Source organism: Desulfitibacter alkalitolerans DSM 16504 (assembly GCF_000620305.1).
Classification (GTDB): Bacteria; Bacillota; DSM-16504; order Desulfitibacterales; family Desulfitibacteraceae; genus Desulfitibacter; species Desulfitibacter alkalitolerans.
Genome location: NZ_JHVU01000025.1, coordinates 90,606 through 107,500, shown reverse-complemented (window position 1 = coordinate 107,500; position 16,895 = coordinate 90,606). Strand labels below are relative to the sequence as shown.

The 16,895-nt window shown below is 42.9% G+C and carries 14 protein-coding genes and 1 pseudogene (1 of these 15 only partly in view); all 15 read right to left on the bottom strand.

From position 1 onward, the window contains the following. A protein-coding gene (locus K364_RS0103600) for a heavy metal translocating P-type ATPase (protein WP_028306871.1) crosses the window boundary here: on the bottom strand, positions 1 to 1,606 show its 5' portion. It extends 755 nt beyond the left edge of the window; only the first 1,606 of its 2,361 coding nucleotides appear in the window; it begins with the start codon at positions 1,604 to 1,606; the stop codon falls past the left edge of the window. Between the two features lie 13 nt (positions 1,607 to 1,619). Further along, complete coding sequence (locus K364_RS0103595; RefSeq protein WP_028306870.1) at positions 1,620 to 1,994, bottom strand: ArsR/SmtB family transcription factor; 375 nt, start codon at positions 1,992 to 1,994, stop codon at positions 1,620 to 1,622. 316 nt (positions 1,995 to 2,310) lie between these two features. Next, positions 2,311 to 2,534, bottom strand: a pseudogene (locus K364_RS26910) (recombinase family protein); the annotation flags it as partial. Between the two features lie 76 nt (positions 2,535 to 2,610). Beyond that, a complete protein-coding gene (locus tag K364_RS0103585; protein ID WP_028306868.1) occupies positions 2,611 to 4,179 on the bottom strand; it encodes a recombinase family protein in 1,569 nt (522 codons plus the stop codon). Next, complete coding sequence (locus K364_RS0103580; RefSeq protein WP_084295472.1) at positions 4,142 to 4,633, bottom strand: recombinase family protein; 492 nt, start codon at positions 4,631 to 4,633, stop codon at positions 4,142 to 4,144. Before K364_RS0103580 ends, K364_RS0103585 begins: the two co-directional genes overlap by 38 nt. Further along, positions 4,597 to 6,165, bottom strand: a complete 1,569-nt coding sequence (locus tag K364_RS0103575; protein WP_028306866.1) for a recombinase family protein — start codon at positions 6,163 to 6,165, stop codon at positions 4,597 to 4,599. Before K364_RS0103575 ends, K364_RS0103580 begins: the two co-directional genes overlap by 37 nt. Positions 6,166 to 6,226: 61 nt before the next feature. Next, complete coding sequence (locus tag K364_RS0103570) at positions 6,227 to 6,445, bottom strand: SHOCT domain-containing protein (protein WP_028306865.1); 219 nt, start codon at positions 6,443 to 6,445, stop codon at positions 6,227 to 6,229. A gap of 57 nt (positions 6,446 to 6,502) precedes the next feature. Continuing rightward, positions 6,503 to 7,507, bottom strand: a complete 1,005-nt coding sequence (locus K364_RS27505; RefSeq protein WP_014256646.1) for an N-acetylmuramoyl-L-alanine amidase — start codon at positions 7,505 to 7,507, stop codon at positions 6,503 to 6,505. Next, the gene (locus K364_RS0103560; RefSeq protein ID WP_028306864.1) at positions 7,504 to 7,923 is read right to left on the bottom strand and encodes a phage holin family protein; all 420 of its coding nucleotides are present in this window, start codon (positions 7,921 to 7,923) and stop codon (positions 7,504 to 7,506) included. The genes K364_RS27505 and K364_RS0103560 overlap by 4 nt, the downstream gene beginning before the upstream one ends. 87 nt (positions 7,924 to 8,010) lie before the next feature. Beyond that, positions 8,011 to 10,479 (bottom strand): glycosyl hydrolase family 18 protein, encoded by a 2,469-nt coding sequence (locus tag K364_RS0103555; protein ID WP_028306863.1) that lies wholly within the window; start codon positions 10,477 to 10,479, stop codon positions 8,011 to 8,013. Next, complete coding sequence (locus tag K364_RS0103550; RefSeq protein WP_028306862.1) at positions 10,476 to 11,051, bottom strand: hypothetical protein; 576 nt, start codon at positions 11,049 to 11,051, stop codon at positions 10,476 to 10,478. Before K364_RS0103550 ends, K364_RS0103555 begins: the two co-directional genes overlap by 4 nt. Positions 11,052 to 11,060: 9 nt before the next feature. After that, entirely contained in the window at positions 11,061 to 11,255 is a 195-nt protein-coding gene (locus K364_RS26055; protein ID WP_003520677.1) for a hypothetical protein, read from the bottom strand. Positions 11,256 to 11,265: 10 nt separating this feature from the next. Further along, positions 11,266 to 13,788, bottom strand: coding sequence for a phage tail spike protein (locus K364_RS0103545; protein ID WP_028306861.1), 2,523 nt, complete (start codon positions 13,786 to 13,788; stop codon positions 11,266 to 11,268). Between the two features lie 4 nt (positions 13,789 to 13,792). After that, positions 13,793 to 14,566 carry a distal tail protein Dit gene (locus tag K364_RS0103540; protein ID WP_028306860.1) on the bottom strand — a complete coding sequence of 258 codons (774 nt, stop codon included), beginning with the start codon at positions 14,564 to 14,566 and terminating at the stop codon, positions 13,793 to 13,795. A 13-nt stretch (positions 14,567 to 14,579) separates the two neighbouring features. Next, entirely contained in the window at positions 14,580 to 16,766 is a 2,187-nt protein-coding gene (locus K364_RS0103535) for a phage tail protein (protein WP_028306859.1), read from the bottom strand. Positions 16,767 to 16,895: the final 129 nt, after the last annotated feature.

Here is a 16,895-nt window from a genome sequence, read left to right as displayed (position 1 = left end):
TGTTATAGGCTTTCAGAATGGACAGTGCAATTGGATGACTTGAATGACTTTCAGCAAATGCCGCATATTCAATCAATTCCTCATCAGTAAAATCGGCTTGGGGGTTAACATCCACAACCTCAAATATACCTTTAGTTAAAGTACCTGTCTTATCGAAAACAACCACTTCAACATTGTTCAACGCTTCAAGATAGTTGCTGCCTTTTACTAATATCCCCCGCTTAGACGCTCCGCCAATCCCTCCGAAGAAGCCCAATGGTATTGAAATTACTAACGCACATGGACAGGATATAACTAAAAACACTAATGCTCTATATATCCAAGTAGCGAAAGTTGCATCGGGGATCACCAATGGAGGTATGATTGCTAAGGCTAACGCTCCAAACACTACAATCGGAGTATAGGAACGGGCAAATTTTGTTATAAATTTTTCTGTAGGAGCCTTCTTACTGCTGGCATTCTGAACCAGATCCAAAATTTTAGATACAGTTGAATCACCAAAATCCTTTGTTACCTCTATAGTCAAAACACCATTTATATTAATGAATCCGCTCAATGCATCGTCTCCTGGCTTGAGTTTACGAGGAACAGATTCCCCTGTTAACGCTGCAGTGTCAACCATTGAGTTTCCTTCTATAACCTTGCCATCGAGGGGAACTTTTTCTCCTGGCTTAACAATAATGATGTCACCTATGTTTACCTCTTCAGGAGATACTTTCCTGATCTCATCGCCAACTTTAAGATTTGCATAGTCAGGACGAATATCCATCAAAGCACTTATTGATTTTCTGGAGTGACCTACAGCTATATCCTGAAACAATTCACCTACCAGATAGAACAGCATAACTGCTACACCTTCTGGATACTCTCCAATGAAGAAAGCACCAATGGTAGCAATACTCATTAGAAAATGCTCACTGAATACCTGTCCACGGGCAATACCTTTTATTGCTCTTAAGACAACCTCTCCACCAACTATGATATAACTAATAATAAATAAGGTAAGCTCAAGCCAATTTTGGAAATTAAAGATGATTCCCACGGCAAATATTGCTCCACCGACCACAAGTCTTATAATTTCTTTTTTGTTGACACCTTCTTCTTCCTCTTCGTTATTTTCGTTTATTTTGGTCTTGGAGTTATTCTCCTCAAAAATGACCTTTACATCTGGCTCTATTTTCTTTACTATGCCTTCAATCTTCTCATTTAACTCAGAGCGGTTGACTTTCGGACTTATTTCCAGTATTAGTTTCTTCGAAACAAAATCTACTGCAGCAAATTCAACTCCTTCTAGACCGCTTATTTCTTTTTCCATTTTAGCTGCACAATTCGCGCAGCCAAGTCCTTCAAGTATTAATACTTTTTTATTGCTCTTGTTAACGGATTTTTCTTTCACTACCACATCCGGTTCGTGCTTGTGCACTATGGTTTTAACTTGCTGTAATGTATTCTTATACTCTTGCTCTGATTCAATTTCTAAAGTCAATGTCTTGTTCATGAAGTTCATATAGGCTTTGACTCCATTTAATTTATTAACCTCATCTTCAATTTTAGCTGCACAATTTGTGCAATCTAAACCTTCTAAAATTACTTCCTTCTTTAACATTACTGACCCTCCTTTACTTACTTTCTTCTGAAATATGAATTAATCCCTGGTCAAATATTTGCTTTACATGTTCATCTTCAAGAGAGTAGAATACAAGCTTTCCTTCTCTTCTGCTCTTTACTAGTCCAGCCTGCTTTAAGACTCTTAGCTGATGTGAAATTGCTGATTGGGTCATATTTAATAAGAATGCAATATCGCAAACGCACATCTCTGATTCATCTAATGCCCAGAGTATCTTAATTCTTGTTGAATCTCCAAAAACTTTAAATAGTTCTGCTAGATCATATAGAGTTTCTTCTTGAGGCATATTTTCTCGCACTTTATTTACAATTTCCTCATGTATTACATCACAGTCGCATCTTTCAATTGGTTGAATTTTTTTTGCCATATTTATATCACCTCTTTATCATTCAATTAAACACTTGAATAAGCTTTCATATATATTATAAACCTCAATTCTCCGTTTGTCAATAAAAACATATGAGTAATTGTTCAAGTGTGTTTATCTTTTAGCTTTACGGTCAAGACCGCCACCTCTAAGCGCAGCGTAGGTGGGTTTTAATCAGGTGGAGTAGACTCTCCATCTGATTCCCCGATGTTTCAGCTTGCTGAAACGAGTTCACTTATTAGATTATCCCCAAGTATAAATAGAAAAGAACCGCCCATCAAGAAGTATTTCTCCTCAATCGGCGGTCAAGTTCATTTTAAATTAATACATCAATCTCTACTCCAGACTTAAACTCAACGGTCAGCTTATTATCAAATACCGTAACTTTTTCAATAAGCCGCCTTACCAGTTGCTCATCATATTCCTCCAGCTCATAGGACTGTTCATTCAAGAAGTCTGTCATTTCAGCTATTCGCTGCTTCTTCCTTCACGCTCTGCATTTTTAACCAGCGCATTTTGCTTCTGCTCCCGCAATCGGTAATCCAATTATGTCTCCTGTAGTTATTTATAATAGTATAAGTACTCTTCCCCTACTGGCGGCTATCTTAATACGAGCTTATAGGTTTACTTCTATTTCTAACCCTGACTTAAACTCTACCACTAGCCTGTCATTATATACAGTTGCCTTTTCAATTAGTTTTCTAACCAGTTTATCATCAAATTCCGTAATACCACCGGTTTGCATATTAAGGAAGTCCGTCATCTCAGCAATCCGATCCCGCTTATCTTGGCGGAGAGCGTTTCTCGAAAGGGTTTCTTGCCTTAGATCACGTAGTCGGTAAATCTCATTGACAATATTATCGTATGCTTCCTTTGAATTTGCCTTTTGGATTAACTCGGTTTGGAGTTCTTCTAGCCTTTTATCAATGTCTGCTGTAGTCTCATCCAAATCCACGCTTAATACGGTTTCAATATTCTTCTTCAGTATGGCCAGAAAAGAGTTTTTTCCGCTGACCGCTACATTGATGGCTTCTACAATTTTCTCTTTAAGCGTATCTTCAAGTATAGTGGAAGCGGTACAAAACAAACCGGTATTTTCTAACCGGCTAACACATCTCCATACGATTGATTTCTTCCCTCGATTATTCCAATGTACCCTGCGGAATATTTCATGGCAATTGCCGCAGAAAACCATCTGTGATAAAGGATGATTGTTGCTATAGTTTCTTTTCTTTCCATTCTTACTTATATACACACATCTTCTTTTGACAAGCTGTTCCTGCACCTGCATAAAGATTTCACGCGGGATTATAGGCTCATGGCTGTTTTCTACATAGTATTGTGGAACTATACCGTTATTGGGTACCCTTTTCTTCGATAAAAAATCTACCGTATAGGTTTTCTGCAGCAGCGCATCACCGATGTATTTTTCATTCCTCAAAATCTTATTGATAGTGCTGGTATGCCATCTGGGATTGCCCGCGCCTGTAAGAATTCCGTCAGCTTCCAGACCTCTTGCTATCTGCAGCATACTGGAACCTTCGAGGTATTCTCTATAAATGCGTTTAACAATTTCTGCTTCTTCTGGCACGATAACTAAATTACCGTCTTTATCCTTTGTATAGCCAAGAAACCGGTTGTGATTAATATGGATTTTCCCTTGCTGATATCGGTACTGAATGCCCAGTTTTACATTCTGGCTTAACGATTGGCTTTCTTGCTGTGCCAAAGACGCCATAATGGTCAACAGGATTTCCCCTTTGGAATCCAATGTGTTTATATTTTCCTTTTCAAAGTAAACTGGAATATTTTTTTCTTTAAGCTGCCTTATGTACTTTAGGCAGTCCAGCGTATTTCTTGCAAACCGGCTGATAGATTTCGTAATTATCATATCGATTTTGCCCTGCATGCATTCTTCTATCATCCGGTTAAATTCTTCACGCTTTTTTGTGTTAGTTCCGGTAATGCCTTCATCTGCAAATATACCGGCTAACTCCCATTCTGGATTGCTTTTAATGTAATTTGTATAATGCTCGATTTGTGCTTCATAACTGGTTGCCTGCTCCTCGCTGTCCGTAGAAACACGACAGTAAGCTGCTACCCGAAGCTTAGGCAATTCCTCAGCCTTTGCACTATTCCCAATTCGCTTACGAGCAGGAATTATCGTAACATTCCTGGTTGTCATCTAAAATCACCTCGCTCTTAATAGAACTATAAGCATACTCTGCCTGCTGAAATGGATCATCGTATAGATTATCTGGCATTGAAGCATGAAACCTAAAATTCAGGCATTTCTTTTCATTTCCTTTATGTTTATAAATCCTGCCAAGCGCCTTAGCTCGTCTGCGTCTTTCCAGTTGTGCTTTTTCGAATGTGTCCCTGCTGATAATTGGCGGATAGAATTTGTCTTCAACATACCGTTTATCTGAAAGCATTTTTGCAACAGATGTGTGGTAACGCTTAATGCCCGCTTTTTGAGCCGCATCGGTTAAAGAAAGCCCGGAAAGATAAGCCTCAAATAGTTTCTCAATCTTAACTGCTTCCTCTTCATTAACGACAGCCCTGCCGTTTTGAATGTTATATCCAAAAGGTATATGGCTCATCATTTCACCAGCCTTTCCCTTAAGTTCAACCCGCATTTCATTTTGAAACCTATTTCCTCCTGTGAAAACACAATGATTTCTTCAATAAAGTTCTCAAATATATCGCTATCAAATGCATCAATATGCTTTTCAGCTTTCGTTGCAAATTTAAGAAGCTTCTCAACCTCAACAAGGATAGTCTGACTCCCATCGATTGCGCGTTTTATGGCTTCTTTTTGTTCTTTTAATATGGCTGCTTCTTTAAGCAGCTCATTTTTTTGTGTATTAAAAAGAGCGGGTTCCAGGTATCCCTTGGCCATAAGTCCCATAATTACCTGAACCCGCTCTGTATTTTCTTTGATTTTTGTTTCCAGTTCTTGAATCTTCGCTAGATTATCTGAGTAATTTGCTTTCTTTAAGCTTTGCAGTAATGGTCTTAGAATGAATCTATGACCGAAAATAAGCTTATTGATCATTACAACAAAGGCCTGATGGATCGCATCCTCTCTGACAAACTTCATTGAACAGCTTGATGCGTCCTTTATATGCTTTGTGCAGCACCATGCAATATATTTACGGTCACCGCTGCCATGAATTCGACGCTTAAAACTGCTGCCACATTCTGCGCATTTGATTTTCCCCGAGAAAGGGTAGCGGTTTTGATATTTACTGCTTCCCTTGATTACGCCTTTTTCTTTACCTCTTTGCTTCAATATTTCTTTGACGGCTTCAAATTCCTCATGGGATATGATAGCTTCATGATGATCCTTTATCATGTATTGATCTTTTTCCCCACGATTATAATGCCGCTTAAAATTCTCATCTGTATATGTTTTTTGCAGAAGGACATCCCCGGTATATTTTTCATTGCTTAAAATGCCGCGGATAGTTGTCGTTGTCCAATGCGAACCTCTCTTTGTTGGGATTTTATCCAAATTTAACCCATCTGCAATTTTCTGTGTGCCTTTACCAGCCAAAGCTTCAGAAAAAATCCGCTTTACGATTTCAGCCTGTTCTTTATTGATAAATAGCTTTCCATCCACATAATCATAACCATAGGGAGGATACGAAATTTTGTATGTTCCGTTTTGGAACCTACGCCTGATAGACCACTTACTATTTTCTGCAATGGATAATGACTCGTTTTCTGCAAGGCTGCTCAAAATTGTCAGCACTAATTCGCCTTCCATGCGCTGGGTGTTTATATTCTCTTTCTCGAAATAGATGAAAACACCGAGATCGGTAAGTTTTCGTACCATTTCAATGCAGTCGGTTGTGTTTCTGGCAAATCTGCTGACTGACTTGGTTATAATAAAGTCAATTTTCTTGTTTTCACAATCTGCAAGCAGCCTTAAAAGTCCAGTCCGATTCTCCTTTTTTGTACCTGAAATGCCTTCATCATAGTAAATCCCTGCAAATTCCCAATCAGGATTTGCTTTTATATAGGATTCATAATGGTCCTTTTGCGCTTCCAGGCTTGCCATTTGCTCATCACTATCGGTTGAAACCCTGCAATAAGCTGCCACTCTTACCTTTGGTTTGAAAGCTTGGAGAGCATTGTTTCCATCAATCCTTGTTACCTTTCTCACTGTTTTCACCTCCTTTGGGTATGTGACATGTTACCTCTGTGTGCCGCTAATAGCAAGCCAATTAGGCCATAAGCTGTGCATACATCGGCGAGAAAGTTTTGCGGTTCAATTTGTCGATTTTGTTGAATTCTTCTTCTGAAATCAGTCCCGCCTTAAGCATCCTCTGCAGAATTTTGTATGCCCGCCAGTAATCAACCTCTCTTTGAAGTTCCTCCTGCGTTATCTTTGTATAGTTAGTTTCCTGCGGGTTATATGGTATATGATTAGCCGTCTCTATCATTCAAGAAAGCACCTCCTATAAAAACTTAGGACAGCCTCGACTGGCTGTCCTTTATCGTTATTCCGGCAATTTGAGAACTTGTCCGGGGTAAATAGTATCTGAAGTCAGGCCATTGAGTTTCTTAATCTCCGGATATCTTGTTCCTCTACCGAGTTCTTTTTCTGCTATTCTCCATAAGGTGTCGCCTTTTTGCACTGTATAGGTTCTATTGCCCTTGTTATCAGGAATGCTGTTTACAATTACAAGGTTTTCTTTTGCTACCCAAGTGTTTATGCCTGCAATCTCTTGACCGCCGGATTTCTTAACCTTTTTGCCAAGCAATACACATTCTTTGCCGCCTTTTATGACCGGCTTGCCTTTGTATAAAGTCTGTGTGACCCTGTGGTAATAGTCATTTTTGACCCACGTTGGAACTTCCACACTGCCGGGGTAGTAATTCTTTACACTGACCTTAAACTCCACCATATCTCCAATTCCAATATCAGTATTGATATCTGTACTGTTCTCCAGCGCTTTTTTTACTGCTTTACGGAAAGTGTCCATATTCTCCCCATGCTTGGGAAACCAGTGCATCACATCAGCATGGTTGCTGGCAATACCGAGCTTATATCCTTCGGAGTGGCAGATGATGTCATTCTCATTAAGACCGTACTTCTTGCAGAGCATAACGCAGAGTTCAACAGCATTCTGCCACGCTTTACGGAAATAATCTTCCTGCTTTGCTGCATCATAACCCACCATTACCGACCCGGATTTATACGAAAACCCAGCAGGCTCACAGATTTCAAAGCCAATATGGGTATTGTTGGCTGCTCCTCCCGCATGCCACCCGCGATGATCCCAAGGCAGGTATTGCCAAATCTCTTTATCGTCTACAAAAGCGTGAACACATACCTGCCTATTTATTTCGCCGGCCTTGTAAGATTTGTTCCAACGGGAAAACCACTCAGCCGCCATTACACCCGGCACAGCCGTCGAATGTACCATGATTCCTTTAGGCGTGATTTTGCGGCCTGCTGTATAGCAATCGTTTCGCGTCATGTATTTAGTAAAAAGCTTCATTTCTTTTCATCCTCCTCATTTGAGCGATCATGCAGTTGTTCCAATGCGTTCTTCAGCTTTTCAGGAATGGGCAGTCCTATATGTGCTGCATTCTCAAGAATTGAAATTCCCTCGTTACTCAGGTAAAAGAAAATCACCGCTGTCCGGATTGCCCCGCCATTGCCGAGCACCTGGCTGTCGATGATGTGTCCTACTCCTACAAGTACAAAAATAAGCACTTTCTTAAAGATGCCCTTGGCCCCGACTTCACTCGAAAGCTTTCTGTCTACAACGGCACACATCACTCCGGTCACATAGTCAATGGCTACAAAAGCGATGAGTGCATATAAAAATCCATCCAGCCCTCCAAGAAACCAGCCAAGAAATCCGCCAATAGCAGTAAAAACCGCCTGTACCCAGTTCCATACTGTTTTCATTGTCTTAAACCTCCGTTCAACTTGAGTTTTGCATATAAAAAAGCGCCCTGCCTTAAAGCAAAGCGCTGAATAAATAAAACTTCTAAACTATATTTGCTTCGGAAGCGCCTCCCACAGCCGCATATCCTCCTGCCCAAGAGACCAGATAGCTATACCTCGCAGTTTCCATCGATAAGCCGCTTCGTTTGCCCAGTAAACAAGGCTGTCTGCATCCTGATAATACAGAATAGAAAAACCATCTGCATCTCCGAGGAAGAGACGGGATATCCAGATATTGATGTCTTTCGGTATAATCTTTACTTCATAGTCATTACCGCAAGAAAGAGCCAAAAGTTGTGAGTGGAAGAAGTCATAGTCCATCGAAATGTCCTCACTGCGAGTTATCGATTCCTCCACATCGTTATTTACTGAAAACACCTGAAATTCATCATCCCACGTGACACCAGTGCGAGCAAGCCTGCCAAAGCTGGTTATAGTTCCATCCGGGAGTTCCACATCAAAACGCTCGTATGGTTCATATACCCACGCATCGCCCAGTCTCAGCAGCTCGCATACCGTCCGGTTGTCCGAGCTGTACCCTGCATAACCACTACCACCGTTTACATTCACTGTGAAACGCAGGGTTGAAGCTGCACCAGAATATACTCTTACCTTATTGCCGCGTTTTCGCATCTCTATAGTATACATATTCGGATTAGCACGAAGATCGGCATCTACAGTTTTTGAGAAACTGGTGGAATAGCTACCAAGCAAGGAATTACCTTGATAAAGCTCGACTCTTTGCGTGTCATAGTTTAAGCAGCAGAAAATATCCCCAAGGAACACCCCAGCCCGTCCACTGCTATTTTGAGGGAAAGCCAGCCTTGCCCGGATATGGATGTCGGAAAACCCGTCGTATTTCCATGCAAGTTTGCCATATCCCTCGAGCTGGGAATATGGGCGGCTTTCTGTGCTGTCTGGATCTTGCCAAACATCCCATTCGCCATCCAGCACAGTCCAATAATTTTCAGGCAGGATGTTCCTGTCCCGAAAATCCTCATACCAAATAAGCGCCGAGTCGGGTTTTCTTCGCAACATTTCAAAGGTCAGTTTAAAACCTCGATCCGGCTCAACCATCACACCATTTACATCCTTGAACCGACGAGGAGAGAGCATAAAGCTGGCTTCACCGGCAAAGGGATACTCCGAAAATCCACTGCAAACCCTAAAACCGTAAAACTGGACTCCCGGCACACCACCGCTTATGCTGACAGCATGCGTTCCCTCTTGGAGAAATACACCTTTTGCAAGTGTCAACCAGCAAACTCTTCTCCAGTATGGCCACCATAAACGGTTCTCGCTGAAAGTCTTTGATTCACCATCAAGGGAAACGATAATCGCATTTTTGTCCCAGTAAGGAAAGCAAAGCTGTACTGCAATATCGTAATATCCCGCTTCTCTTATCTCAAAACGGTACTCTGCTGACGCCTGGTCATCTCCAAGTGAGGCCATCTCATCAGTAATAATGACATTTCCTTCGTATTCATCCGGAACTCCGTTCCTGTCAATATAAATGGTTCCGAACTCCGCTTTCTGCTCCTTGCCATAGCTTGTCAAATATCTTCGCCTGTTATAAACCCCTTTTAGCAGCGGATATTCCCAGGATACAGCATCCCATCCTTCCATATAATCATATACATGAGGAAGAGCCCAAGGTACTTTGTTATAGTCATCCCAGTAAGCCACAATTGGAATAAACGGCTGGGGCGGTGCATCGCCTGTGAAATTGTAAACTCCAGTCATCCAGTATTTTGCCGCATAGTAGGTATTAGACACTCCTCGATAGGTTATTCCAAGGTTTTCAGGTGTATCATGAATCCTCCAGTTCCAGCCATAAGCAGGCAAACCCATGAATATCTTATCGGGTGACATAACGGAAACAGCATAATCATATATGCCCTCAAGCCAGTCACGAGGAGATACTGGGCCGGGAGCAGAGCCCGCCCATGCCATGCCATAGCTCATGATGGCGGCGGTATCGCAATAGTCGTTAAGATCGGCATAAACACACCAGTTTTCACCGCCCACCGAGCCTTGAACGCCGGTCATACCCGGCAGGCAGATGTTGACAAGCTTTGTTGCATCATAAGACTTAACTGTATTGTATATATCCCTAAATAGTGCATTCGCCGCATCCTTGTTTTCATAACCGCCGCCGCGCTCCAGGTCAATATCTACCCCAGCGCACCATGGATACTTGTTCATGATTCGGATGATTTCAGTAAGAAACTTATCCTTTGCACCGTTTTCGTTGTTGCGAAGTGCAGTAAAAATATTGGCTATTCCATGATTCATAATAGTGAGCAGCCACTTAATGTGCGGCCATTTCTGAATATACGGAAGCATGCTGCTGATGCTGGTACCGGTTTCAGTGATTGTGCCTGTTGCGTCAACCTCAAAAGTAAAAATGCCTACCGTATCAAAGCGGTCGCCGTAGTCTCTAAGTGCTTCATACATTCGGGCATTTCCCATAAAACTCCACACCATGCACCGCTTACCTTTTAAGAAATCCCTCACAACCGGTCACCGCCTTCCTGCATCTCCTGAAATTCAAAGAGCACCCGCGCCGATTTTCTCTCTTCCAGCTTCACCATATGTTTGCTATCCCATGCCGCAGAGTATTGATAAAACCCATCCTTACGAGTGGGACTTCCGTTTTTAAGGCATTGGCGGGTGGAAGCCTTGAGCGCCAGCTCATCGCCTGCATTAACCGGGTCAAGAAACTTTACTTTATGCGCACCCACACCTTGGGATAGTTCAATACTCCCTGTGGCCATATCCTGTATAGGATAGATATAGCAGTCAAGACCAGCAGAAGTTTTACCCAGGTTGAATAAAATTACAGTCTCCGCTGTTCGCACCACACCGTTATAATGCCGGGGCGGAACTGGCTGCCCGTTTTCCTGCATTTTCGTTAGCATTTTGCTCGTGTGGACGGTATAGCCTGTCAACTGATCTCCATCCTGAAGCTGCAGGTCGGTGAAATAGATTATTCCGGTACAGTCGGAAATCTTGAGTATCACAGTAACGCCCACCACATGTTTATTGCTTTTTAGTTGTATGGTTTCTGTAAATCTTGAAAACTGCATCCATTTCACCTACCCGTCTAATGTCCACTGAATTTCGCATACATGCCCGATCCATCCAGTGGAAACCGAACCGCCCTGAAGCAATAAGTCTGTAAAGTACACTGTGCCGGTGCAGTCAGTGACGCACAGCCTGATGGTGATAGATTTGACTCTGCTGATACTTTTGGGAGAAATACTGTGTGCAATCTGATTGAAATATGCCATATCATCACCCTCAAATCAGGTCTATAAATCTTGTTTCTGTTGTACCGTCCTCGTATTCAATGACTATCTCAACACCAACTTGGCCGTTTTCGCCCTTTTCAAGGTTTTCGGAAGCAATCTGCGCTGAAAATGTATAGCTTTTACGTGTTGCTGGGTATACCGTCTGTGACAGACTCTTTGTCATACCAGGTACACCAACAGCCTTGAAGGAAGCAGTTCCCGAAACACCATTCTCAGTATCCACTTCAAAGCCGGAATTGACCCAGTAGGCAAAACCATCATCCGCTCTGGAATTGCGCAGATGGTTGAATGGTACCATATCTTTAATTTCCTGACGGTTTATCAACTCTGCTGAGGACAGCGCATCCGCTGCCTTGTCCCACTGTGCTGAAGAATCGCCGAGTTCCCGCAGTTTAGTTGAAAGCTCAATCACTGTTTTCCATGGCTCCTGCAAGTTATACTGCCTTCTCACAACACGAGTCTTTACCAAAAGGCCTAGTTCCTTATCGTCTACCGTTACAATATCACCCAGTTTCCATGCTTCGTGCTCATAACCGGTTAGCGCAGATAAATCCATTGCAGACAGTACATAAGAAACGCGAGGCTTCGAATATTCTGCAAGCCGCATTTTTGCATATTCCAGCATCTGATACGGATTTGTAAACGACGAACAATCAAGCGTCGACACCCTCACTTCACTGGAAAAAGTGTAATCTTCCACGTATTCCTTACCTCCATTAATTGAAGCGAAGGTCAATCCGTCCTTTCCATAAGCATAGAGCTTTGTCACTAATTCACGTGTATCGACTACCCGCTGAATACTTTTCAAATTCTTTCTATATGAAAAAAGCGCTCCGCTATCAGTAGCACTAAAAGTCAAAAGGTGTACCTGGCGGTTGGCGCTGTCAAACACCAGATCGCCGCCATAAATATTCTGTACGGTGCGAAGGATGGATAAGGCATTTTTTTCTGTACACTGCCATGTCCGTTTCGTAGTGACAGTAACATTTCCTACTGTCCAACCTGTACCCAAAAGTGCATATTGCATCGGAACATCTGCAGTATCTGCATTGAATTCTCTAGGTTCTTTTTCCGCACTGAAAGACAGATCGTAAAATACCGCTTCAGCATATACTTGCGTAATAACACGCCCATCTTCGCTTTTATTGTCCGTTAAGGTTCGGATCCGGTAAATGTCATTTACGATTTGCACTTGTTTTTCATTTTCCAGTGTGCTTCTTTTTGGATCATGGAACGGAAGCTTGAATTCCAGCGTATCCGCGCCGTTCACCTCACCAGTGACAATGATATCAAAGGCATTTTCAAGAACAGCTTCCCATGCTCCGTTTTTGTCCAAAATCACAGGACGGGCAAAGCCTAGTTTCTCATAGGGCGCTTTCGGTATATCATGAAGCTGTATTTCCAGAAGTTTTGGTGTCTTCAACGGATCGCTGCTGGTAAGGGTAACACGGAACCTTATATATTGCCGATTTGGCGATTGAAGTTCACCGCTGGTTCCCACAGCCTGCCATGCAGACCATTCTTCAAGATCATCGCTTGTACTGGTCTCTAATAAAGTCACTGACGTAACACCTGCAGTATATTCGCTTGTGACAGCTACACGACCGCTGCCTGATAAAGCACATGGAACCGCCCTTGTATAAAGTACGCCACTTGCAGGATACTCGCCATCTGTTGCTTTAAGGGTGACTGTGCCAGGCTCTGCCAAAGCATCTACATCCGAAGCCGCATCCCCACCGTTTGCATGTAAAGACGACTTAAAATATAACAGCAAATCATCAATTGTAAGCTGTGAGTCCGTTTCCAGAAACCAGTCATCAAAGCCTCCGGCATAGTAGTAGGTATTTGCATGCATCCCCATAATAATGTTTGCTATGCATTCCCGGTTCAATTCTCCCGAAAAGGAACGCACAGGCGACACCCAGGTTGCCCCGTCGCTGCGATCGCATATGATGTTCTGTACCTTTTTGTTGCTTACTTCAATGATGGAGGCGATAAAGTACCAGCCGCCGTTTTTTAAGGTAATGGTAGCTGTTTCACTCTGGTCGTAGATTAGTGTGCCGGAGGAGTTATACAACATCAGCCTAAGTCTTCCTTGATAAAGTGAAACATAAAGAATTGGCTGACCAGGTCCTTGGCGGGTATTGAATATGGGTATATATGTCTGGCCGACCGAATAGGTGGTAGGATTAATCCAACCGCCTACAACAATCTTTTCGCCCAGATTGCTAAAGAAACTCCCATCATTTTCTGCTATAAGATGGGTCTTTTCAGAAGTCGGATTAACAATATTTTGCCTAAAGTATCTTCCGAATCTTCCAGCAATAAGGTTTGCTGATGTACCTGACCAGCCGGAGATGGTAAAATGTCTGCCATGTCCCGATGAATCCATAAGCTGAAGATTTTCGTCTGGTGTTTTTTCATTAAATCGCCATAAAGCAGACGTCCTTGATGTTACAGGAAACTCACCGGTAAAATCCTCTTGGCTCGTTAGAATTGATTTTATCGCCATGTTATCACCTCCATCTGCTTTTTGCCTGTATTTTTAACTCAGTAAAGGTCGCGTTTTCTGCGGCAATCTCAATATGATTAACACCTTTCCTGAGAATTGGAAAATTCAGATCCTGCAGGCTGGGAAGACCATTTCTCAAGGTTCGGCCTGTTTCATCAATAGCTTTAGCCGTTACCATGCCAGAATCGATAACAAGTGTCTCACCTTCAGATAATGAGCCAACAATTCGCAATTCCTCTCCGTTCGTAATAAGCGAAATATAGCTTGATGAGGACGTTGATATCAAACCCTTCAAGAGATAAACCGGATTGGAATCCGCATTTCCTTTAACCCTCTCCAATTCATGCAGACCTGTTTCAGAAAGAACAAATATCTCATCTTCCAACGCATAAGCATATGGGTCGGGACAAACAAACCGAAGTTCAAAGCTGCCCGCTGTCCGCAATATCCGCTCACAGTCAACCGCTTCTGATAAGCGAGCCATGAAATATCGGTCGGGCAAATCATCTAGAACAAGTTGTTTAAGACCGTTTTCCGGATTTAACCATTCAGCAACATTATCAAGAACCGATACAAGCTCAGTAAAACTGCGCTGGGGAAGCACACTACAGCTAATTATTATGTTTCGTTCTGATATGTCGCAGCCAAAATCTGCAATACCTGCTTTGCCCGGCACAGTTTCAAATGAATTGCGCAGGGCAGGGGAGACCTGCCATTTGGTAAGTCTTGCTCGTATTTTCATACTTTGCGACGATATTCCATTGTAGATAAATCCCATATGCTTCCCTCCATTACGCTGTTATAAAACGTCCCTGCGCCCTTGAACCTGTCTGCATCAGGTTATATAACTCCTGTGAAATCCTACGTATGTCTTCTTCACCACGAACAATCATCTGCTGCACCACAACAAGCGGCCCGGAAGCTAAACCGCTAAATCCACCTCTTCCACTTACATTAATATCAGGAGATATATTAAAATCTGTCGGCACTGCATTTTGCATATCGTCTGCCACTCTGGCCATAGCCTTGTCAAATCCCTCACCAATACCCAGTGCCATATTGCCGCCAATACCTTCAAAAACAGTGGACGGAGATCTGATTCCAAGAAAATTCTTTACTCCATCAACAATACCGGAAAAGAAACCGGAAACCTTATCCTTAATCCAGCTACCAAGGCTTTTAATACCTTCCCAGATGCCTTTTACAATGTTCTTACCAATCTCAACCACTGAAACAACCGCCTTGCCCAAGCCTTCTATAATAGCCGCAACAATCTGAGGTAAAGACTTTACTAGTTCTGGAATGGCTTTCACAAGCCCGGCAGCAAGCTGTACGATAAGCATAATTCCTAATTCTATGATCTTCGGCATATTGTTCGTCACAAAGTCAATGATTGCTGTAATTATCCTCGGCAGTGCTTCAATGAGTTCTGGCAATGCGTTTAAAAGTCCCTGCGCCAGTCCCTGAATCAATGTAAAAGCAGCTTCAAGGATTTTGTCCATGTTATCCAGCAGTCCTTGCACAATGGTGATTACTGCTTGAACCGATGCTGGAATTAGCTCCGGTAATGCTTCTCCAAGCCCCATTACCAACGCTGTGATTAGCTGCACAGCTGCATCAATGAGTAAAGGCAGGTTATCAATGAGTGCTCCTACAATAGTCATGACCGCATCTACTGCTGCTGGAATCAGCTCCGGCAGCAGGCTCAAGAGAGTTTGAAGCACCTGAGAGAACAATTCAGTTACAGTTTGCAACAGCATGGGAAGCAGATCTTTGACTGCTGAGATAATAGAACCAGTTGCCTCCGGCAGGGCTGCCACGATATTCTCCAAAACCGGTACAATATTTTTAACTACAGCCTGAAAGGCATCCACAAGATTTTGGGTTAGGTTCGTCATATCAGCGTTCGCATTGCCAAGTCCTGCTATAAACGAACTTAGAGAGGCTTGTAAAAGACCAATGGAACCGCTGATGGTCTGGGTAGACTCTCTTGCGAAGTTGCCAGCATACTGTTCGGTTTTTTCAAAAAACATCTGCATGGCGATCTCGGCCTTTTCGGCATTGGTTGCGCTATTCCAGGCAAAATCCAGCCCTTTTGCAAGAGCATAAGCTTCGATGGTAGTGGCGTTCATGGCGACACCCAGATTATCCATCATGGTGAAGTTACCCTTGGCTGCGCCAGCGATGGATTCCATAGCAGTCTGCATGTCAATACCCATAACCGAAGCCATATCTGCCGCTCGCTGCATGGCCTTCTCGGTAAGTTCCAGACTTTTTTGCTGATCGACACCAGCACCCTGAAACAGTGCGCCCATTTTGTTGGCGGTGGCAAGGTACTCGGATTGGGACAAGCCCAGATTCTTGTAGGCTTCTTCTCCCGTTTTTTGGATACGTGCAGCATATTCTCCAAACACAGCTTCAGAACCGCCAAGGTTCTGCTCAAGCTCACCAAACTGCTCCACGACCTCTTTTCCCAGCTTGATGGCAGCCGCGCCCGCTGCGGCTGCTGCAGCACCCATAGCCGCGCCAACACCTTTAAGAACGCTGCCCAGCTTCTCAAATTTCGAGCCGGATTTTTCGGCATTGTCTCCACTTTCCTTCAATTCGTCCCCAAGCTCGTCTGCACTTTCAGCAGACTGTTCGAGCTCGCGCTCCATTTTGTTCAGTTCGGCTTTTGCATTATTAAGCTGTATTTGCCACGACTGAGTACGTCTGTCGGTTTCTCCGAAAGATGAGGCGGCATTGGCAAGCGCTTTCTCCAAAGTAGCAATTTTTTCTTTCTGCAATTCGATCTCTTTGTTAAGCACCTTGTTTCTTGCAGTAACAGCTTCAACTGATTTATCTTGCTTATCAAACTGAGATGCAACCAGGTTCATCTCGCTGCCCAGTACCTTAAAACTTTGGTTGATCTCACGAATGGCGTTCTTAAATTCCTTTTCGCCTTCAATCCCGATCTTCAAGCCAAAATTGTCTGCCACATAACCGCCTCCTTTCGAGTAAAAATTAAAAAATTATAAAAGGCTATTGTATTTCAATGCGGTTTGGCATATACTAATAGTAGGGAAAGTAGGGAATTTCCTGCTTTTCAAATCCTAAAAAGGAGGACT